This is a genomic window from Nigerium sp. (assembly GCF_039811905.1).
Taxonomy (GTDB): domain Bacteria; phylum Actinomycetota; class Actinomycetes; order Propionibacteriales; family Propionibacteriaceae; genus Propioniciclava.
The window spans coordinates 1-20,492 of the sequence record NZ_JBDHZL010000041.1 but is presented as its reverse complement, the minus strand read 5'-3'; the positions used below and the strand labels follow the sequence as shown (position 1 = coordinate 20,492).

General features: G+C 71.4%; 18 protein-coding genes. 10 read left to right on the top strand and 8 right to left on the bottom strand.

Annotated features, from left to right (window positions below):
* Positions 1-323 precede the first annotated feature (323 nt).
* The gene (locus WMJ97_RS08715) at positions 324-1,676 is read left to right on the top strand and encodes an MFS transporter (protein WP_347348596.1); all 1,353 of its coding nucleotides are present in this window, start codon (positions 324-326) and stop codon (positions 1,674-1,676) included.
* 50 nt (positions 1,677-1,726) lie between these two features.
* Here the strand turns inward: WMJ97_RS08715 and WMJ97_RS08710 are convergent, their stop codons facing one another.
* Entirely contained in the window at positions 1,727-2,398 is a 672-nt protein-coding gene (locus tag WMJ97_RS08710; protein ID WP_347348595.1) for a GntR family transcriptional regulator, read from the bottom strand.
* A 101-nt stretch (positions 2,399-2,499) separates the two neighbouring features.
* On the opposite strand from WMJ97_RS08710, the gene acnA reads away from it, so the two are divergent.
* The 9 genes from acnA to WMJ97_RS08665 all read left to right on the top strand — a co-directional run bounded on the left by acnA (position 2,500) and on the right by WMJ97_RS08665 (position 13,196).
* Positions 2,500-5,178 carry an aconitate hydratase AcnA gene (gene acnA / locus WMJ97_RS08705; protein WP_347348594.1) on the top strand — a complete coding sequence of 893 codons (2,679 nt, stop codon included), beginning with the start codon at positions 2,500-2,502 and terminating at the stop codon, positions 5,176-5,178.
* The gene (gene rraA, locus WMJ97_RS08700; RefSeq protein WP_347348593.1) at positions 5,162-5,629 is read left to right on the top strand and encodes a ribonuclease E activity regulator RraA; all 468 of its coding nucleotides are present in this window, start codon (positions 5,162-5,164) and stop codon (positions 5,627-5,629) included. The genes acnA and rraA overlap by 17 nt, the downstream gene beginning before the upstream one ends.
* Before the next feature lie 27 nt (positions 5,630-5,656).
* A complete protein-coding gene (locus tag WMJ97_RS08695; RefSeq protein WP_347348592.1) occupies positions 5,657-7,066 on the top strand; it encodes an amidase in 1,410 nt (469 codons plus the stop codon).
* 164 nt (positions 7,067-7,230) lie between these two features.
* A complete protein-coding gene (locus WMJ97_RS08690) occupies positions 7,231-8,139 on the top strand; it encodes a DUF559 domain-containing protein (protein ID WP_347348591.1) in 909 nt (302 codons plus the stop codon).
* 9 nt (positions 8,140-8,148) lie between these two features.
* Complete coding sequence (gene thrC / locus WMJ97_RS08685; protein ID WP_347348590.1) at positions 8,149-9,696, top strand: threonine synthase; 1,548 nt, start codon at positions 8,149-8,151, stop codon at positions 9,694-9,696.
* On the top strand, positions 9,696-10,229 hold the full coding sequence (locus WMJ97_RS08680; RefSeq protein ID WP_347348589.1) for a GNAT family N-acetyltransferase: 534 nt from the start codon (positions 9,696-9,698) through the stop codon (positions 10,227-10,229). Before thrC ends, WMJ97_RS08680 begins: the two co-directional genes overlap by 1 nt.
* 123 nt (positions 10,230-10,352) lie before the next feature.
* A complete protein-coding gene (locus tag WMJ97_RS08675) occupies positions 10,353-10,640 on the top strand; it encodes a FeoA family protein (RefSeq protein WP_347348588.1) in 288 nt (95 codons plus the stop codon).
* Positions 10,641-10,752: 112 nt separating this feature from the next.
* A complete protein-coding gene (locus WMJ97_RS08670; protein ID WP_347348597.1) occupies positions 10,753-12,642 on the top strand; it encodes a ferrous iron transporter B in 1,890 nt (629 codons plus the stop codon).
* Entirely contained in the window at positions 12,639-13,196 is a 558-nt protein-coding gene (locus tag WMJ97_RS08665) for a NifU family protein (protein WP_347348587.1), read from the top strand. The genes WMJ97_RS08670 and WMJ97_RS08665 overlap by 4 nt, the downstream gene beginning before the upstream one ends.
* 7 nt (positions 13,197-13,203) lie before the next feature.
* On the opposite strand, the gene WMJ97_RS08660 is transcribed toward WMJ97_RS08665, so the two are convergent.
* The 7 genes from WMJ97_RS08660 to WMJ97_RS08630 all read right to left on the bottom strand — a co-directional run.
* Positions 13,204-13,548: a cupin domain-containing protein gene (locus WMJ97_RS08660; RefSeq protein WP_347348586.1), complete on the bottom strand. Its 345-nt coding sequence runs from the start codon at positions 13,546-13,548 to the stop codon at positions 13,204-13,206.
* Between the two features lie 79 nt (positions 13,549-13,627).
* Positions 13,628-15,514, bottom strand: coding sequence for a M13-type metalloendopeptidase (locus tag WMJ97_RS08655; RefSeq protein WP_347348585.1), 1,887 nt, complete (start codon positions 15,512-15,514; stop codon positions 13,628-13,630).
* Between the two features lie 31 nt (positions 15,515-15,545).
* The gene (locus WMJ97_RS08650) at positions 15,546-16,628 is read right to left on the bottom strand and encodes a YihY/virulence factor BrkB family protein (protein WP_347348584.1); all 1,083 of its coding nucleotides are present in this window, start codon (positions 16,626-16,628) and stop codon (positions 15,546-15,548) included.
* Between the two features lie 98 nt (positions 16,629-16,726).
* Complete coding sequence (locus WMJ97_RS08645) at positions 16,727-17,065, bottom strand: hypothetical protein (RefSeq protein ID WP_347348583.1); 339 nt, start codon at positions 17,063-17,065, stop codon at positions 16,727-16,729.
* Positions 17,066-17,089: 24 nt separating this feature from the next.
* Positions 17,090-18,133: a 2-oxoacid:ferredoxin oxidoreductase subunit beta gene (locus tag WMJ97_RS08640; RefSeq protein ID WP_347348582.1), complete on the bottom strand. Its 1,044-nt coding sequence runs from the start codon at positions 18,131-18,133 to the stop codon at positions 17,090-17,092.
* On the bottom strand, positions 18,130-19,983 hold the full coding sequence (locus WMJ97_RS08635; RefSeq protein WP_347348581.1) for a 2-oxoacid:acceptor oxidoreductase subunit alpha: 1,854 nt from the start codon (positions 19,981-19,983) through the stop codon (positions 18,130-18,132). The genes WMJ97_RS08640 and WMJ97_RS08635 overlap by 4 nt, the downstream gene beginning before the upstream one ends.
* A 62-nt stretch (positions 19,984-20,045) precedes the next feature.
* Positions 20,046-20,492 (bottom strand): CbiX/SirB N-terminal domain-containing protein (locus WMJ97_RS08630; RefSeq protein WP_347348580.1); only part of this gene is annotated, 447 nt, incomplete at its 5' end.

Sequence of the window (20,492 nt, the reverse complement as noted above, 5' to 3'; positions counted from 1 at the left end):
TGCATGCGTCTCGTCTTTGAACATGCCTCTGACGGCCGGAAATGCCTCTGGTTGGCGACACGTCCCCGTGCGGGGGACGCCCGATTCAGCGCCGGTGGCCGCGCGCCGGAGGCCCCCGGTCGGAGGCGTCCGGCAAGCGAAAACGCGGGGGCGGGCGTCCGGGAACGGGGGAGCGGAGGGCGCCGAGACACCCGGGCCGACCCCGAGTGGTCTCGATGACAAAAACTAATGAAACTTCCGGCGTTGTTGCCAACCAATGTGAGGGTTGTCAACCCGCCTCCCACGATCTTATATTTTATAACATCGGAATCAGGAGGTGCTCAATGAGTGAGTACAACAACCAACCCGTCGCCCTGGACCGCCGCGGGCGGACCCCGTTCGAAGCGCACGTCGTCCGGAAGGTGACGTGGCGCATCATCCCCTTCGTCTTCATCCTGTACATCGTCAACTACGTCGACCGCGCGAACATCGGCTACGCAGCCCTGCACATGAACGCCGAACTCGGGCTCACCAGTCAGGTGTTCGGCCTGGCCGCGGGCCTGTTCTTCATCGGGTACTTCCTGTTCGAGGTGCCCAGCAACGCGGCGCTGGCCAAGTTCGGCGCCCGCCCCTGGATCGCGCGCATCCTGCTCACCTGGGGCGTCATCGCCACGCTGATGGGCTTCGTGCACGAGGGGTGGCAGCTCATCGCGGCCCGCTTCCTGCTCGGCGTCGCCGAGGCCGGGTTCTTCCCCGGCATCGTGATCTACCTCACCCGCTGGTTCCGCGAAAAGGACCTCGCGACGACGATGTCGCTGTTCACCGCGTCCATCCCCGTGAGCTACATCATCGCCTCGCCGCTGTCCACCTGGATCATGGAGAACGTCGGCTGGTTCGGGCTGTCCGGTTGGCGCTGGATGTTCATCCTCGAGGGCGTCCCGGCGGTGCTGCTCGGCGTCCTGACGCTGTTCGTCATGACCGAGCGCCCCCGCGACGCCCGCTGGCTGGCCGACGACGAGCGCGAGTGGCTGGTGTCCCAACTGGACGCCGAGGCGTCCGCGAAGGCCGACCGCGTGCAGCATCTGTCCTTGTGGAAGACCCTCGGGAACCCCAAGGTGCTCTACCTCGGCGCGATCTACTTCGTATACCAGGTCGGCAGCCTCGGCACCGGCTACTGGCTGCCGCAGATCATCAAGCAGCTCGGGCGGTCGCTCACGACGATCCAGATCGGGCTCATCGGGATGATCCCGTACGCGGTGGCGACGGTCGCGATGATCCTGTGGGCGCGCCACTCGGACGCCGTCCGCGAGCGCAAGCTGCACTGCTGGCTGCCGCTCGGCGTCTCGGCGCTGGCGATGTTCGGCGCCGCGCTGACGCAGTCGCCCGTGCTCGCCATCGGCGCGATCTGCATCGCGCTCGCCGGGCTGTACGCGTTCAAGTCGCCGTTCTGGGCCGTGCCCGGGCTGTTCCTGTCGAGCGCGAGCGCCACGACCGCCGTGGCCGCCATCAACTCGATCGGCAACCTGGGCGGGTTCGTCGGCCCGTACGCGCAAGGCCTCATCGTCGAGCGGACCGGCTCGACGACCGCCGGTCTGATCTTCTTCGGCGTCCTGCTCGTGATCGCGACGGCGATGATGGCCGGGATGAAGCTGCGCGAGGCACGCCGGGGCGCGGAGTCTGAGAAGGTGGAGGCGTGAGCACCGCGGCCACCGGCAGGCGGGCGGCAAACCGTCGCCCACGCGCCGCGTCACGCGAGCGTCGACTCCACGAGCCGCGTCAGGCTCGAGTCGATGTGCTTGCGGGAGACGCGCTCGGCGGCGTCCGGGTCGCCGGCGACGACCGCGTCCGCGAGCGCCGTGTGCTGGCGTCGCACCCGCTCCAGCCGCTCGGCCTGATCGATGCCCGCGAGGTTCATGCCGAGGCGCCGGTAGCGATCCGCCTTGTCCCAGAGGCCGTCGAGCACCGTGACCAGCTCGCGGTTGTGCGAGGCGCCGTACAGCGCCCGGTGGAAGGCCCGATGGGCGAGCATCGCCTCGAGGCTGCTGTCGCCGGTCAGGGGCACGAGCTCGGCGGCGGCGCGCTCGATGGCGTCGGCGTCGGCGTCCGTGCGGCGCTCGGCGCCGAGCCGCGTCGCGTGCGGCTCGAGGTGTCGGCGGATCTCGTAGAGGTCGCGCGCACCGGCCGCCGTCAGCATGGTCGGGCGGACGTCCTTGTGCGACGCGAACTCCACCAGCCCCTCCGCGTCGAGCTTGCGCAGGGCCTCGCGCAGCGGTGTGAGGCTGACGCCGAGGTCGGCCGCCAGCCGCGCCTGCGGGATCGGCTCGCCGGGCGGCAGCTCGCCCATGATGATGCGCCGCCGCACCTCGCGGTAGGCGAACTGATTCTTCGTCAGGGCCTGGCCCAGGTCTGCGCTCGACACGAACACCCCTTCTCGACGGCGCGGTCCGCACCGTTGTCGGGAGGCTACCGCACGCCCGCGACCGCCCGGCGCGCCGACCCGGGGACCTTCAGGAGGAACCGATGAACGGCTGGACGACGCTCGAGACCGGGGGCACGTCGTACGCGATGGTGGACGTCCGGGGGCTGCTGGCCGACGACCTGGACCGGCTGCCGTACGTCCTGCGCATCCTCGCCGAGAACTGCTGGCGCCACCAGGACGCCGGGGCGGCCGAGGCGTCCGTCGGCGCGCTCCGGGCGTGGGGGCGCGGCGGGGAGGCGTCCATCGACGTCATGCCGGACCGCCTGCTCATGCACGACACGACCAGCACGCCCGCCCTCGTCGACCTGGCCGCGATGCGCGACGTCGTCGCGCGGCGAGGCGGCGACCCGGCGTCCCTGGTGCCCGTGCTGCCGATCGAGGTCTCGGTGGACCACTCGCTGGCCGTGGAGGCGTACGCGCGTCCGGACGCCGTGGCCGTGAACCAGGCGCTCGAACTGCGCCGCAACGAGGAGCGGTTCGCGTTCTTGAAGTGGGCGTCCGGGGCGATGAAGGGCGTGTCGATCAACCCGCCCGGCACCGGCATCATGCACACGCTGAACCTGGAGCAATTCGCGACGGTCTCGACCGTGCTGCCCGGGCCGGATGGCGTCGACGGCCCCGTGGTCGCCCCCGACTTCATGCTCGGGACCGACAGCCACACCCCGATGGTGAACGGGCTCGGCGTGCTGGGCTGGGGCATCGGCGGGCTGGAGGCCGAGCTGATCATGCTGGGCATCCCGACGTCGCTGCGGCTGCCTGACGTCGTGGGCGTCCGGTTGAGCGGCGCGCTGACGGCCGGGGCGTCCGCGACCGATCTCGCGCTGGTCGTGACCGAGCGGCTGCGGCGGCTCGGCGTGGCCGGACGGTTCGTGGAGTTCTTCGGCCCGGGCGTCTCGACCCTGTCGGTCGGCGAGCGTGGCGTCGTCGCCAACATGGCCCCCGAATACGGCGCGACCACGGGATTCTTCCCGGTGGACGCGGCCGTGGGGCGGTATTTGACGGCGACCGGACGTCCGGCGGAGCACGTCGCGCTCGTCGAGGCCCACGCGCGGGCGGCCGGCCTGTGGCGGACGGACGCCGACGAGCCGGAGTACCCGGAGGTGCTGGAGATCGACCTGGGGTCGCTGCGCCGGAGCGCGTCGGGGCCGCAGCGCCCGCAGGATCGGCTCGACCTGGCCGACGTGCCCTCGTCGCTGCCCGTGGGGAACCCGGGTGCACCGGCGGGGGCCGACGGCGTCCCGGCGTTCCCGGTGGCGCTGGCGTCCATCACGTCGTGCACGAACACGACGGACCCGCGGCAGCTCGTCACCGCCGGCCTGCTCGCGCGGCGGGCCCGCGAGTGGGGGCTGACGGCGAAGCCGTGGGTGAAGACGTCGTTGGCGCCCGGCTCGCCGGCGGCCGTCCGGTATCTGGAGCGCGCCGGGCTGCAGGAGGACCTGGACGCGCTCGGGTTCGACATCGTCGGGTTCGGGTGCGCGACCTGCATCGGTAACTCGGGGCCGCTGCCGGAGCCGATCGCGACGCTGGCGGCGCGGGGGGAGGTGCGTCCGGTGGCGATCCTCTCGGGGAACCGGAACTTCCCGGGGCGCGTGAACCCGTCGCTCGATCTCGCGTTCCTGATGGCGCCGCCGCTCGTGGTCGCGTACGCGATCGTCGGCGACGCGACCGCGGACGTGGCGGACGGCGTCCTGGGGACGACGGCGGACGGCCGCGAGATCCGGCTGGCGGATCTGTGGCCCGACCCGGCCGAGGTGGACGCGGCGCTGGCGTCCGGGCTGCGGGCGGAGGACTTCGGCGAGGCGTTCGCGCAGGCGCGGGCCAGCGAGAGCTGGGCGGGGCTGGAGGCGGCCACGGGGGCGCTGTACCCGTGGGACGAGGCGTCCACGATCCTGCAGCCGCCGGAGTTCGTGACCGGGGACACGTCGTGCCTGCTGGGCCGCTACACCGCGACGCCGCTGCTCGTGCTGGGCGACGACGTGACGACCGACCACATCTCGCCGGCGAGCGCGATCCCGCGGGACAGCTTCGTGGCCGACTACCTGGTCGAGCGAGGCGAGGACCGCGGCGACCTGAACGTGTTCGCGTCGCGGCGCGGCAACTGGAAGGTGATGATGCGCGGGGCGTTCTTCAACAAGAACCTCCGCAACGCGTTGGGCGCCGGTGTCGAAGGCGGGCTGCCGACCGGGTACACCGTGGTCGCGGGGAGCCACGAGGTGCTGCCGATCTTCGAGGTGGCCGCGCGGTACCGGGGCGAGGGGCGGTCGGCGATCGTGGTCGCGGGGGAGCGGTACGGCATGGGGTCGTCGCGCGACTGGGCCGCGAAGGCCCAGCGGCTGCTGGATATTCGGGCGGTGCTCGCGGCGTCGTTCGAGCGGATCCACCGGTCGAATCTGGTCGGGATGGGCATCCTGCCGCTCGTCGTGACCGGCGACGACCTCGCCCTGGTGCAGTCGCTCGGCGTCGACGACACGGTGGAGATCGATGCGACGGCGATCGCACCGGAGGCGTCCGTGCCGGTGGTGGCGGTGATCGGGGGCGTCCGGCACGAGATCGCGGCGAGGGCCGCGGTCGAAACGGAGGCGGAGGTCGCCCTCCTCGAGGCGGGCGGCGCGGTGCCCTTCATTCTTGACCGGACCGAGCGGGCGGCAGCGGTGCCGGCGTCCGGTGCGGGGGCCAGTGAAGTGATCGAACAAGGGAACCACGATGGGAACGACGGCTGACATCTACGACGAGCGAGGGGAAGAGCTGGCGTCCTGCGAGACGCAGTTCCGGAGCCTGGGCGGCAGGCAGGAGTTCGAGGGGGTGATCGAGACGGTGCACGTCCGGAATGACAGCGTCCTGGTGAAGGAAGCCCTGGCGACGCCGGGGGAGGGGCGCGTCCTGGTGGTGGACGGCGAAGGCTCGCTGGAGTCGGCGCTGATGGGCGACGTGCTGGCTCGGAGTGCGTCCGAGAACGGGTGGTCGGGGGTGATCGTGAACGGGGCCGTCCGGGATTCGGAGCGGCTGGGCGGCGTCGAGCTCGGCGTGAAGGCCCTCGGGACGAACCCGCGGCGCAGCCACCAGCACGGCACGGGCACGCGCGGGCAGGCGGTGATCTTCGGCGGCGTGGTGTTCGAGCATGGTGGCTACGTGTACGCCGATGCCGATGGGATCCTGGTGCGGCGTCCCTGACGGAGGCCGCGCAGCTAGGGTGGCGACGTGGATGTGACCGCCGTCGAGATCGCCGCGCGCGTGCGCGCGGGTGAGTTGTCGGCGCTCGAGGTCGTCCGGGCGGCGCTCGGGCGCGTCCGGGGCGCCGAATCGCTCGGGGCGTTCGCTTGGGTGGACGAGGAGCGGGCCCTCGCCCAGGCCGAGGCGGTCGACGCCGCGGTCGCACGGGGCGAGGCGGGGTCGCTGACGTTGGCGGGCGTCCCGTGCCCGATCAAGCAGCTGGCCGAGGTGGAAGGGCTGCCGTACACCGGCGGCAGCCTCGCGCTGGAGGGCAACGTGGGCCGCCGCACCGACGCGGTGGCCCGGCGGCTCGTCGAGGCGGGCACGGTCACCGTCGGGCTGACGACCGCGCCGGAGTTCGGGTTCCCGTGTTATACGGAGCCGGCGTCCGGGGCGGTCGTGACACCGTGGGATCGTTCGCGCGGCGCCGGCGGCTCGAGCGGCGGAGCGGCGGCTGCGGTGGCGGCGGGCGTCGTGCCGATCGCGCATGCGTCCGATGGGGGTGGGTCGATCCGCATTCCGGCGAGCAGTTGCGGCGTCGTCGGGCTGAAGCCGTCGCGCGGGCTGGTGAGCACCCTGCCGGGGCGGGTGGCCGGGCCGGGGCTGGTGTGCGACGGGGTGGTGAGCCGGACGGTCCGGGATACGGCGCTCGCCCTCGACGCGCTCGCCGGGAACGTGCCGGGCGACACGTATCTGCTTCCACGGTCGCCCTCCTACCTGCGGGCGTGTGACGAGGCACCGCGGCGGCTGCGGATCGGCCTGTTGGTGCGTCCGGTGATCTCGGAGACGGCGTCGGTCAGCCCCGAGTGCACCGCCGCGGCCGAGGAGACCGCCGGCTGGCTGGAGACGATGGGGCACGAGGTGGCCCCGGCCCCGGTCGCGTTTCCGCCGGAGCGGTGGGCGGCCTTCCAGGCGTTGTGGACCACGGGGGCGGCGGGCGTCCCGGTGCCGCCGGGGCGGGAGGGGTTGCTGACCCCGATGACCCGCTGGCTACGGGAGCAGGGCCGCCAGGTCAGCGGGACCGCGTTCGCGGAGGCGCTCGGCGCCGTGCAGGCGCTGACACTCGAGGTCGCCGAGACCTGGGCCGATTTCGACGTGGTCGTCACGCCGACGCTGGCCCGCCCGCCGGCTCGGGTCGGCGAACTGCGCGACGACGACGATCCGGCCGGCGACTTCGGCGCCCAGATCGACTACACCCCCTGGACCTCCATCGCCAACCTCACCGGCCGGCCCTCGGTCAGCCTCCCGCTGCACCGGGCCACGGTCGAGGGAGCAGTTCTGCCCATCGGCGTCATGCTCACCGGACGCATCGGCGAAGACTCGGCGCTCCTCGGCCTCGCCGCGCACCTGGAAGCCGAGCACCCGTGGCCGCTCGTGGCCCCGGGCTGGGGCGGCTGAGCGCCTCCCGTCTCGTAGTCACCCTTTCGTCTCCCAGCTGCGCTGTCACCACCTCGACACTCGGGACCGGACGCCCCGTCCGGCCGACAGCTCTCACTGCTCGGCCTCGCATCGAGTGTCGGGCCTGTGACAAGCCCTGACACGCCCTCCCCATCGTGGTGGGCATGGAAACCCTGCACACAGCCGACGGCGTCGCGGACACCCGCGGCGCCACGCCCCTGGATCGCCAGCACGTCGTCCGCGCCGGGCGCCGCGGCGAAGTCGTTCGTGTCCTGCCCGGCATCTGGCTCCCGCGAGGCGGGGCCGCCGACGCGGCCGCGCGGGCGCGTGCCGTGCTCACCTCCGACCCCCACGCGGTGATCACGGGCCGGGCCGCCGCCAGGCTCTCGTGGTGGCCCGAGCTGGCAGCCCCGACCCTGACGGCAGCCCGGACCCGCCATGCGACTCCCGGCCCCGGGTTCCGCTTCGAGCGCCGCCGCATCGACCCCGATCACGTCGTGACGTGGGGCGGGGTCCGCATCACGTCGATCGCGCTCACCGTGCTCGACCTCGCGGTGGAGATCGGGCCGGAGGCCATCGACGAAGCGTTGCGCCGCGGGGTCGTGACGCTGGAGGCCCTATGGGCGACACTGAAGTCCACCCCCGGGCGGCGCGGCAACGTTCGCCGTCGCGACCTGCTCATCGACTCCCGCGACGAGCCGTGGTCGGAGGCCGAGCGCGCGTTGCACCATCTCCTCCGGCGAATCCGGTTGCCCTGCGGCTTCCTCACCAATCACCGGGTTGGCTACGGGGCCGCCACCGGCTACGGGTCTGCGACCGCCTACCTCGACTGCGCGCTTCCCGACCTCCTGCTTGGCCTCGAGGTCGACGGGCACGAGCATCATGCGGCGGCGCCCGCCTTCACCCACGACCGGGTTCGTGACGCGGGGCTGGCGGCCGAGGGCTGGCAGATCGTCCGGCTTGCCTCCGACCAGGTGTTCTTCAACGCCGACGACACCGTCGCCGTGCTGGAGGCGATCATCCGGGCCCGGCTCGCGCTCGTCGGCGAACGACCCCGCGCGAGGCCCCGTTAGGCTGGACGGGTGAACTACGTCTCGACCCGCGGCGGCGCCGATCAGACCCCTCGCTCGTTCTCGGACATCCTGCTCGAGGGTCTCGCTCCCGATGGCGGGCTCTACGTCCCCGAGTCCTACCCGCATGTCGCCACGGCCACCCTGGGTCGCTGGCGCACCCTCTTGGCTGACGAGGGCTACGCGGCGCTCGCCGCGCAGGTGCTCGAGCTGTTCATCGACGACATCGCCCCGGCCGACCTCGCCCGCCTGACCCGCCACGCCTACACGGCCGACAAGTTCGGCAGCGACGCGATCGTGGGCCTGGCCGACCTCGGCGACGGCCTGCTGCTCGGCAAGATCTCCAACGGGCCCACCGCCGCCTTCAAGGACATGGCGATGCAGCTGCTCGGCCAGCTGTTCGAGTTCGAGCTGGCGCGGCGCGGCGAGACCATGACGATTCTGGGTGCCACCAGCGGCGATACCGGCTCCGCGGCCGAGTACGCGATGCGGGGCAAGCGCGGCCTCACCACGTTCATGCTGACCCCTCGCGGCCGGATGACCCCCTTCCAGCAGGCCCAGATGTTCTCCCTCGACGACCCCCGCATCATCAACGTCGCGGTCGACGGGGTGTTCGACGACTGCCAAGACCTGGTCAAGGCGCTCAACAACGACCTCCCCTTCAAGGCCGAGTACCGGCTGGGCGCGGTGAACTCCATCAACTGGGCACGCCTCCTGGCCCAGGTCGTCTACTACGTCGCCCTCTACCTCCGCGCCACGGACGCCGACGGCCAGACCGTCACCTTCGCCGTCCCCTCCGGCAACTTCGGCAACATCTGTGCCGGGCACGTGGCCCGCTCGATGGGCGTGCCGATCGACCGGTTGATCCTCGCGACGAACGAGAACAACGTCCTCGACGAGTTCTTCCGGACGGGCGTCTACCGCGTGCGGGCCTCCGCCGAGACCTACGAGACCTCCAGCCCGTCGATGGACATCTCCAAGGCCTCCAACTTCGAACGCTTCGTGTTCGACCTCCTGGGCCGCGACGGCGACCGGGTTCGCGCGCTCTTCGCCGACGAACTCCCACGTCAGGGCTTCTTCGACCTGTCCAAGACCCCCGAGTTCGCCGCGCTCAGCCAGACCTACGGCTTCGTCTCGGGCAGTTCCACGCACGCCGACCGCCTCGCGCAGATCCGCTTCCTGGCCACCGAGCGGGCCACCGTGATCGACCCGCACACCGCCGACGGGGTGAAGGTGGCCCGCGACCTCCTCGCGGTGGGGGCCGTCGCCGAGCCCGTCGTCGCGCTCGAGACGGCCCTCCCGGTGAAGTTCTCGGCCACGATCCGCGAGGCGCTCGGCCGCGACACCGAGCGTCCGGGCAAGTTCGCCGGCATCGAAGAGCTCCCGCGCCGCGTCGTCGACCTCGACAACGACGCCGACGCCCTCAAACGCCTCATCGCCGACACCATGGCCGACCTCCGGTCCGCCTCCGTGGCTGACGCCCCTCAGCCGGCCGGACTGCAGCCCGGATCGCTACCGCCCGACCCCACGCGCCACGAGGCCCTCGACCCCGACGCCTGATGCCCGACGACGCTTTCACGTTCCGGCCGGTGACGGACGCCGACCTGCCGTTCGTCCTCGCCTGCCAGACGTCGGACGCCGCCGCGCCCTGGTTCGCCCCGCTCACCCTCGACCAGGCCCGCGCCCGCTTCGGCGACCGCCTCGCCGGACGCAGCCCGATCCGCATGGTCATCGCCCATGTCCGCGGCCGGGACGCCGGCTACGCCCAGCTCTACCGCGTGGGTGACCTCCCGACCGACGGCTTCATCCCCGCCGACGCCCGCGACGTCGGCCTCGACTACTGCCTCGCCGGCGACCTGGTCGGCCAGGGCCTCGGGACGCCCTTCGTCGCCTCCCTCGTCGGCCTGGCCTCCTGGCTCTTCCCGGACGCCCCCGGCGCCGTCGCCTGCCCCGACCACCGCAATCGCGCCTCGATCGCCGTCCTCGAGCGGGCGGGCTTCACCGCCGGTCTCTGGTTCGACACCCCGGGACCGGCGGGCGGTTCGATCACCGAGATCGCGTACCGGCGGGCTATCCCGGCAGCAGAATATTGATACGCGCCCCGCGCGTAATGCTGCTAAGTTAGGCTTGCCTTAGTTTTCAGGTGGGGGTCTGCTCCGGACCGTCGCCCACGCTTTCAACGGTCGCCGGCCGAGCCGGCGACGGAGGAGGACGTAATGTCATCCGCTCCGGCGTCCGTGAAGACCCGCGTCGTCCCGCTGAGCTCGCTGCGCTGCGGGCAGCGCGGCGTGATCTGTCGCGTGGCGGCGGACTGTGACTCCTCGGTCTGCCACCGGCTGCAGTTGCTCGGGTTCTCCGAGGGGCGGGCGATCTCGAAGGTGCGCCAGGCTCCTCTGGGCGGGCCGATGATCTTCCGCGTGTGCGATGTCCAGATGTGTCTGCGCCAGGCGCAGGCCGACCTGGTGCTCGTCGAACTCGCCGACGAGCCCGAGTTCGCCGCCTGACCCCACCCCCTTCCGTTCCACGGAGTCTGATGCCATGCCCGCACCCGTTGATGCTTCCTGCCACGCTGCCCCCGGCGACGAGGCCCCCGCGGGGGCCCCTCGCGTCGCCCTGATCGGGTCGCCGAACGGCGGGAAGACGTCGCTCTTCAACCGCCTCACGGGTCTGCATGCGAAGACCGGCAACTATCCCGGCGTCACGGTCTCGCGCTCCAGCGGCCTCGCCCGCATCGGGGACGCGACCTACGGCATCGAAGACCTTCCGGGCTGCTATTCGCTCGCGCCGATCTCGCCCGACGAGCAGGTGGTCGCCGACTACCTGGACGGTTCGCTGAAAGACGTCGAGAAGCCGGACGCCCTCCTGGTCGTCGCCGACTCCACGGCCCTGCGCCGCTCGCTGCTGCTGCTCGCCGAGGTGTTGCACCGGCACAAGCCCACGGCCCTCGTCCTCACGATGACCGACGAACTCCGCCGACGCGGCGGCAGCCTGGACGTCGAGGCGCTCGGCCGCGCGGCCGGCGTCCCGGTGGTCGCCGTGGTCGCGAACCGGGGGATCGGCGTCGGCGAACTGCGGCACCTCATCGCCGATTGGGACGCCTGGTCAACGCCGCCCCTCGACCCGCCCGATCGGGCCGGCGAGCTGGCCGGCTGGGTCGACTCGCTGCTCGCGGCGGCCGGCTACGAGGCCCCGACGCCCGACGCGCGCACCGAGCGCATCGACCGCGTCCTGCTGCATCCGGTGTGGGGGACGATCATCTTCTTCGCCGTGATGTTCCTGTTCTTCCAGGCTCTGTTCACCTGGGCCGCCCCGCTGCAGGACCTCCTGGGCGACGCCTTCAAGTCCCTCGCCGCGTACGTGGACGCCGCGGTCCCGAACCGGCTGCTGGCGGGTCTCCTCGGCAACGGCATCATCGGGGGCGTCGGCGCGGTGCTGGAGTTCGTGCCCCAGATCCTCATGATGTACGCGATCCTCGCGCTGCTGGACGCCGTCGGCTACATGTCGCGCGCCGCCTTCCTCATGGATCGCGTGATGAGCAGCGCCGGGCTCGAGGGGCGCGCGTTCGTGGCGATGCTGTCGGCGTTCGCGTGCGCGATCCCGGGGGTCATGGCCACCCGGACCATCCCCTCCAGCAAGGACCGCATCGCCACCATGCTCGGCGTCCCGCTGGCCACGTGCTCGGCGCGTCTGCCGGTGTACCTGCTCCTCATCGGCATGTTGGTGCCGGCCGACGCGATGATCGGGCCCCTCTCCGGACGCGGCGTCGCGATGTTCGCGATGTACCTGCTGGGCGGGGCGTCGGCGATGACGGCGTCCTGGGTGGTGAAGAAGATCACCGACCGCACGGGCCACCTGCTGCCTTTCTACATGGAGATGCCGCCGTACCGGATCCCGACGCTGCGGTCGGTGGGCATCGCGATGTGGGAGCCGACGAAGGCGTTCCTGCGCAAGGCGGGCACGATCATCCTCGTCGTGACGATCGCGATCTGGGCGCTGACGACGATCCCGTTCCGCTCCGACGCCGAGCTGGCGGCCGCGGGCGTCGACCCGACCGACGACGTCGCCGTCACCGCCTACACCATGGAGCACTCGGCGGCGGCGGGCATCGGCAAGGCGGTCGAGCCGGTGTTCCGTCCGCTCGGGTTCGACTGGCGCGTCGACGTCGCGCTCGTCGGGTCGCTGGCCGCCCGCGAGGTGGCGGTGTCGACGCTGGGGCAGATGGCGTCCGCGACCGACCCCGAGAACGACGTCGAGGTCTCCGCGCAGCTCGCCACCTGGACCTACAGCGACGGCCCGAACGCCGGCGAGAAGGTCTTCACCCCCGACACGGTCGTCGCCCTGCTGCTGTTCTTCGCGTTCGCCCTGCAATGCATGTCGACGATCGCGATCATGCGCCGCGAGACCGGCGGCTGGAAGTGGCCGGCGATCGCGTTCGGCTACATGTTCGTGCTGGCCTACAGCATGGCGTTCCTGGGGCACACGATCACGGGCCTGTTCGTCCGATGAGCGAGCCGTCGCTGGTCAGCCGGCGCGACCAGCACGTCGTCGCGCTGCACCCCGAGTCCACGGACGATCCGGCGACCCTCCGCTGGGTCGCCCCCCGGACGCCGATGCCGTTCGTCGGCCCGCTCGCGTCGGCGCCCGGCCTCGACGGGCTGGCGCCCGGCCTGGTGACGCGCGTCGTCGTCGCCCCGGACGCCCTCGTGGTCACCCTCGCGCCGGGGGCGTCCTGGCGGGCCGAGGGGGCGGGCGTCCGGCATGCGCTCGTCGAGGCGCTCGAGCACCCGGACGCCTGGGTGGCCGGCCCCGACGCCCACGACCTCGGCCCCGACGACGTCTTGCGGCTGTCGGCGGCCGAACTGATCGACGGGCCGATCGGCGACATCGCCCGCTCGCACGGCGGCAGCATCGAGTTGGTGGACGCCCGCGACGACGTCGTCTCGGTGCGGCTGCGCGGCGCCTGTCAGGGGTGCCCGGCGGCGGTGATCACCATGCATCAGCGGCTGGAGAACCAATTGCGCCGCCGGGTCCCGTCTCTGCGCGCGGTCGAGCAGGTCTGAGGACGCCTCAGGCGTCCGGATCGACCATCACGAGGCTCATGTGCGTGGGCTCGTCGGCGATGAGCGAGTGCCGCGCCCCGGGCGCCATGTAGAGCACATCGCCGGGCTTCATCGTGTGCTCGACGCCCTCGAGCGTGAACCGAAGCTGACCGGTCAGCACCTGCACGACCACCGCCCGCGGCGAGCTGTGCTCGGTGAGCAACTCGCCGGCGTCGAACGAGAAGTACACGACCCGCAGCAGCGGGTTGTTCACGATCACGCGCGACGTCGTCGCCTCCTGCTGCACCGGCAGCGCGTCGAGCAGCCCGAGGGCCGCCGAGGAATCCTCAACCGTGGACATCTTCTGAGCCATTGCGTCTCTCCTTCTGCGGACGCCGCCGCGTCCTCCTCGCCACCGTGCGGGCCGCGCCCGTCCCGTCAGGCTAGCCCGCTCACCAAATGCTGACGCGGTCGCCGGGATCGAGCCACAGCCCGTCTCCCGGACGGACGCTGAAGGCGTCGTAGAACGCGTCGACGTTCCGGACGACCTGGTTGCAGCGGAACACCGTGGGGGAGTGCGGGTCGGTCGCGATCTGTTCGGCAAGCGCGGCGTCGCGCACCTTCTCGCCCCAGATGCGCGCCCAGGACAGGAAGAACAGGCGCCGCTCGTCGTCCGTGCCGCCGCCGGCGAGCTGCCAGGCGCGGTAGGCGATCGAGAGGCCGCCCAGGTCGCCGATGTTCTCGCCGAGGGTCAGGGAGCCGTTCACGTGGACGTCCGGCAGCTGCGCGGGCGCGAGCGCGTCGTACTGGGCGACGAGGCGTCCGGTGAGGCGCTTGAAGGCGGCGTGGTCGTCGGGCGTCCACCAGTCGCGGAGGCGTCCGTCGCCGTCGCAGGTGGACCCCTGGTCGTCGAACCCGTGCCCGATCTCGTGCCCGATCACGGCGCCGATCGCGCCGTAGTTCTCGGCGTCGGAGGCGTCCGGATCGAAGAACGGTGGCTGCAGGATCGCGGCCGGGAACACGATCTCGTTGCGCAGCGGGTGGTAGTAGGCGTTCACGGTCTGGGGGGTCATGAGCCACTCCCAGCGCCGCACCGGCCCGGACGCCTTCTCGACCTCGGTGTCGAACGAGAACTCCTCCGCGCGCTGCACGTTGCCCAGCAGGTCGTGGCTCCCGATCGTAAGCGCCGAGTAGTCCTTCCAGCGGTCGGGGTAGCCGATCTTCGTCTCGAACGTGGCGAGCTTCGCGAGCGCCTCGGCGCGGGTTTCGTCGCCCATCCACTCCAGCGACCGGATCGACTCGCCGTAGGCCGCCAGCAGGTTCGCGACGAGGGCGTCCATGCGCTCCTTGGCCTCGGGGCCGAAGTGCCGCTCGACGTACAGCTGCCCGACGGCCTCGCCCAGGTACCGCTCGACGACCGACACGCCCCGCTTCCAGCGCTCCCGCTGCTCGGGGATGCCCTGCAGCGTCGTCGAGTAGAAGTCGAACCACGCGCGGTACACGTCGGCGGGGAGGGCGAACGCCCGATCCTTCACGAGGTGGAAGCGTGCCCAGGCACGCCACGTGGTCAGGTCGACGTCGCTCAGCAGCCCGGACGCCTCCGCGAAGAACGACGGCTGGCAGACCACCAGCGCCCGCAGGTCGCCCGCGCCGGCGGCGCAGAGCACGTCGCCCCAGGGGGCGGGCAGGTCGGCGGCGTCGGTGAGGTTGAACGTGGCGACGAAGTCGCGGCAGCGCACCTTGTCCCAGTGCAGTGCGGCGATGCGGGTCTCCAGTCCGACGACGGACGCCGCGGCCGCCGGGTCGGCGCCGCTCAACTCGAGCAGCCGCGCGACGAGCGCGCGGTACGCCTCCCGGACGCCCGCGTAGCGCTCCAGCCGGTAGTACTCCTCGTCGGGGAGCCCGATGCCGTCCTGCGCGAGGAACAGGCGGTACGTGTCGGGTGAGGACGGGTCGGAGTCGACGCCGGCCCCGAACATGCTCGTGACGCCGGAGCGCAGGCACCAGCCGAGGTGGGCGACGAGGTCGTCCACCGAGTGGATCCCGTCGACGCGCTCCAGCCCCAGCCAGTCGAGCCCGGACGCCTCGACGCCCTCGGCGTCCATGAAGGACGCGTAGAGGTCCGCGATGCGTGCCGCGTCGCTGCCCGGCCGGGGCTGGGACGCCGCCGTGTCGGTGATCACCTCCCGGACCGCCACCTCGGAGGCGTCGCGCAACAGGTGGAAGGCGCCGTAGCGCCCCTTGTCGGCAGGGATGTCAGTGGTGGCGAGCCAGCGGCCGTTGACGTGGACGTACAGGTCATCGGCCGGACGGACGCTGGGGTCAGTGTCGAAGTTCATCGACCCCTATCCTGCCTTCGTCACGCGCCGTTCACCCTCGGTTCGGATAGTGGTCGATCGGCGCCTGCCGCGCCCCCTGCTGGTGGCGCGCGGCCTCGATGCGGATGCGGCGGCCCTCCGCCACGTCCTTGCGGAGCTTTTGCTCCTTCTTGTCGCTCGCCTTCGTGTCGCGCGGCGGGAGCTGAATGTCCTCCTCCGCGGCGACGCCGCCCTGCAACTGCCGCGCGCGCTCCATTTCGGCGTCGAATTCGGCGCCGAAGAGCAGGGCGAGGTTCAGAATCCAGATCAGGAACAGGAAGATGATGACGCCGGCCAGCGTCCCGTAGGTGCGGTTGTAGCTGCCGAAGTTGCCCGCGTAGAGCGCGAACGCGACGCCGGCGAGGCCGCCGAGCACGATCGCGATGATGGCGCCCGGGCTGATCCAGCGCATCTTCGGCTGCCGTACGTTCGGCGTGAAGTAGTACAGCAACGCCACGATCACGATGGCGACCACGAGCAGGATCGGCCACTTCACGATGCTGAACACGGTGAGGAACACCTCGCCGAGACCCATGAGGTCGCCCACGGCCTGCAGGATCGGGCCGGACGCCGCGAGCAGCACCAGGGAGAGCGCCAGCAGCACGAGGATGGCCGCGGTGAGGCCGTACATGCCGAGGTTGAGCTTCACCGGGCCGCGCCCCTCCGGCACCTCGTAGACCACGTTCATGGCCCGCCCGAACGCCTTCACGTAGTTGGACGCCGACCACAGCGCGGTCAGGATGCCGATGATCAGGCCGAGCCCGGGGGCGGGCGCGGTGAGCAGCCCCTCCAGCACCGGACGGATCGTGTCCATCGTGCTGGCCGGCACGACGGTGGCGACCTGGTCGAGGATGCCGGTCACGGCGTCCGCGCTCTGCCCGAACAGGCTCAGGATCGACACCAGGGCGATGAGGCCCGGGAAGATCGACAGCACGGTGTAGTAGGTGAGGCCGGCCGCGAGGTCGGTGAGACCGTCGTCGCCGACCTCACGGATCGTCGACCGCAGCACGTACTTCCAACTGGGCTTGGTGAGTTCGGTCGGCGAATCGGGTTTCCGGGAATCCTCGGGATGAGGCTCGCTGGGCGTATGGGCCATGAGGGTGGCGCTCCTTCCGCGGCGCTCGGGGGAAAGGTCACGCCCACTTTAGTCTGACAAGGTGAAGAGCGTCACTAGCCGCGTCGGGTGCGCCGTGGTCAGGCTTCCGTGAGCACGTCGGAGAGGGCGGCCGCCTCCCCACGCAGGCGCCGGGCACGCACCGGGTCGGCCTGGGACGCCGCCTGCTCGCGCTCGTCGCGCAGCCGCATGAGCAGCCGCCGGACGCCGTGCTCGCCCAAGGGGATGTGGGACGGGGCGAGCCCCATGGCGAGGATGGAACCGGCCTCGCCGGGGAGTTGGATGGTTTCTGCTTCGTCCAGCGCGACGAACGCCGCCCGCAGCCCCGCGACCGACGTGAGGTCGCGGCGTTGCTTGGCGTCCGCCAGCGCATGGGACAGACGGGCCTTCAGGCCCGCCTCGGGGGGAGTTGAGGACACCCCGTTACGGTAATACGTGGCGAACTAGACCGTCCACGTGTCCGAACCTTCAATCAAATGCTGCATTTTCACTATTCGATTAGCGCGGTCCGGCATGGTCACCTGCGAGCGGGCGGCGTCGTCGTACACCGGACGCTCGACATCCCTGAATACCCCAATGGGAGACAGGGAGAGCTGCTGCGAATCGGTCATACGTGCGAGCGCGAAAGCCTGCGCGGCGTCCGGGTTGTGCGAATCGTGCCGCAGGATCTCTGCCTCGTCGACCGTGGCAACTGTGGCAACCTCGAGAGACCCCGATTTCGAATCGCGGACGATTCCGAGCTCGCGGTTCGCCCCGAAGACGATCGGCTCGCCGTCGGTGAGCGGGATCACGCGCGGCGACCCGGCCTCCTTGAGGCCGTCGTAGGCGCCGTCGTTGAAGATCGGGCAGTTCTGGTAGATCTCCACCAGGGACGCCCCGCGGTGCGACACGGCCCGCCGGAGCACCTCGGTGAGGTGCTTGCGGTCGGAGTCGATCGTGCGCGCGACGAACGTCGCCTCGGCGCCGAGCGCGAGCGCGACGGGGTTGAACGGGTAGTCCAGCGAGCCGGCGGGCGTGGACTTCGTGACCTTGCCCGACTCGGACGTCGGCGAGTACTGGCCCTTCGTGAGCCCGTAGATGCGGTTGTTGAAGAGCATGATCGTGATGTTCACGTTGCGGCGCAGCGCGTGGATCAGGTGGTTGCCGCCGATCGACAACGCGTCACCGTCGCCCGTGACGACCCACACGGCCAGGTCGGGCCGGGCCATCGCGATGCCCGTCGCGATCGAGGGCGCGCGGCCGTGGATCGAGTGGATGCCGTACGTGTCGAGGTAGTACGGGAACCGCGACGAGCAGCCGATGCCGGAGACGATCACGGTGTTCTCGCGCTTCACGCCGAGGTCGGGCATCAGGCCCTGGAAGGCGGACAGCACGGCGTAGTCGCCGCAGCCGGGGCACCAGCGCACCTCCTGGCTGGAGACGAACTCCTTGCGGTTCAGCGGTTCGATGCTGAGGGGGACCTGGGACAGGCCGGTGGTCGTGGTCATCGCACGTCCTTTCCGTCGATGAAGTCGATGAGGTCGGGGGCGAACTCGCGCGGCGAGATCGGCAGGCCCCGGACCTTGGAGTAGCTGTGCACGTCGACGAGGTACCGTCCGCGCAGGTAGAAGGCGAGTTGCCCGAGGTTCATCTCCGGGACGATGACGCGCCGGTAGGCGCGCAGGACGTCGCCGGTGTTCGCGGGCAGCGGCGCGATGTGCCGCAGGTGGGCCGTCGCAACCTTGCGGCCCGACTCCCGGACGCGGCGGGCCGTCTCGGCGATCGGCCCCCACGTGGAGCCCCAGCCGAGCACGAGCACGTCGGCGTCGCCGTCGGGGTCGTCGGCCACGAGATCCGGCACGTCGCGGACGATCTGATCGATCTTCGCCTGCCGCAGCCGGACCATCTTCTCGTGGTTGGCCGGGTCGTAGCTGATGTTGCCCGTGCCGTCGGCCTTCTCGATGCCGCCGATGCGGTGCTCCAGCCCGGCCGTGCCCGGCACGGCGATCGCGCGCGCCAGGTTCGCGTCGCGCAGGTACGGCAGGAACGCGCCGTCGGGGCCGTTCGGCTTCGACGCGAAGCGCGGGTCGATCGCCGGGATCTTCTCCAGGTCCGGCACCGGCCACGGCTCCGCGCCGTTGGCGAGGTACCCGTCGGTGAGGACGATGACCGGCGTCCGGTACTTCAACGCGATGCGCACGGCCTCCAGGGCCGTCCAGAAGCAGTCGCCGGGGGACTGGGCGGCGAGCACCGGCAGGGGCGCCTCGCCGTGGCGTCCGAACAGCGACTGGAAGAGGTCGGCCTGCTCGGTCTTCGTCGGCATGCCCGTCGACGGGCCGGCGCGCTGGATGTCGCAGACCACCAGCGGCTGCTCCAGCATCACGGCGAGCGAGATGGTCTCCGACTTCAGGGCCATGCCCGGCCCGGACGTCGACGTCACGCCCAGGTGCCCCGCGTAGGACGCCCCGAGCGCGGCCCCGACGGCCGCGATCTCGTCCTCGGCCTGGAAGGTCATGACCCCGTGGTCCTTCGCCTTGCTGAGTTCGTGCAGCACGTCGGACGCCGGCGTGATCGGGTACGCGCCCAGGAACAGCGGCAGGTCGGCCTTGACCGCCCCCGCCATCAACCCCAGCGAGAGCGCCTTGTTGCCGGTGATCTGCCGGTACAGGCCCTCCTTCAGCGGCGCGGGCGCGACCTCGAAGCGCACGGCGAAGCTCTCCGTCGTCTCGCCGAAGTCGTAGCCGGCCTTGAAGGCGGCCTTGTTGGCGTCCCTGATCTGCGGCTTCTTGGCGAACTTCACGTCGAGGAACTCGTACGTGCCCTCGACCGGCCGCGAGTACAGCCACGTCAGCATGCCGAGCGCGAACATGTTCTTCGCGCGGGACGCCTCCTTGCGGCCCAACCCGAAGTCGGCGACCGCCGCGACGGTCATGCCGGTGAGGTCGAGGGGGTGGACCTGGTAGGCGTCCAGGCTGCCGTCCTCCAGCGGGTTCGCCGCGTAGCCCACCTTCGTGAGGTTGCGCTTGGTGAAGTCGTTGGTGTCGGCGATGATCGTGCCGCCGCGGCGCAGGTCGCGGAGGTTGGCCTTGAGCGCGGCCGGGTTCATCGCGACGAGCACGTCGGGCACGTCGCCCGGCGTGTGGATGTCGACGTCGGCGAAGTGGAGCTGGAAGCTCGAGACGCCGGCGATCGTGCCCTGGGGGGCACGGATCTCGGCCGGGAAGTTCGGGAGGGTCGCGAAGTCGTTGCCGACCGCGGCGGAGTCGGAGGTGAACCGATCGCCCGTCAACTGCATTCCGTCACCGGAATCCCCGGCGAAGCGGATGACGACGCGGTCGAGCCTTTGCAGAGTTGTCACAGAATCATCTTTCTCACGCAGACGCCCATCCAGGGTATCTGCTGGTTGAACCGGGAAAATACTCAGGCTACCGCCCGGGGGCGGGCGGCGGTGTAGCGCGCGACGATCGAGTCGACGAGCCGCGGGTGGACGCCGACCGGCTCGGCCACCGCCCGGACGTCCAGCCCGGCGAGCCGCGCCTGATACAGGCCCGGCAGCAGCGCGTAGGTCGCGACGGTCACGTCGGCCAGGCCGCGGGCGCGCAGGGCGGCCACCGCCTCCTCCGGCGTGGGGGAGGCGGAGTAGAAGAAGCCGGCGAGCACGGGGCGGCCGACGGCGTCCGAGAGCCGGCGGGCGGACGCCTCGACCTCCGCGACCGCGCCGGGGCGCTTCGAGCCCGCGGCGGCGAGCACGACGGCGTCCCCGAGCGGCCCGGCCTCGAGCAGGCGGTCACGGACGGCGTCCAGGGCGTCGCCGCCCAGATGGGACGCCGCGACCGCGCGCCCGTTCGTGGACGCGATCGCGCGGGC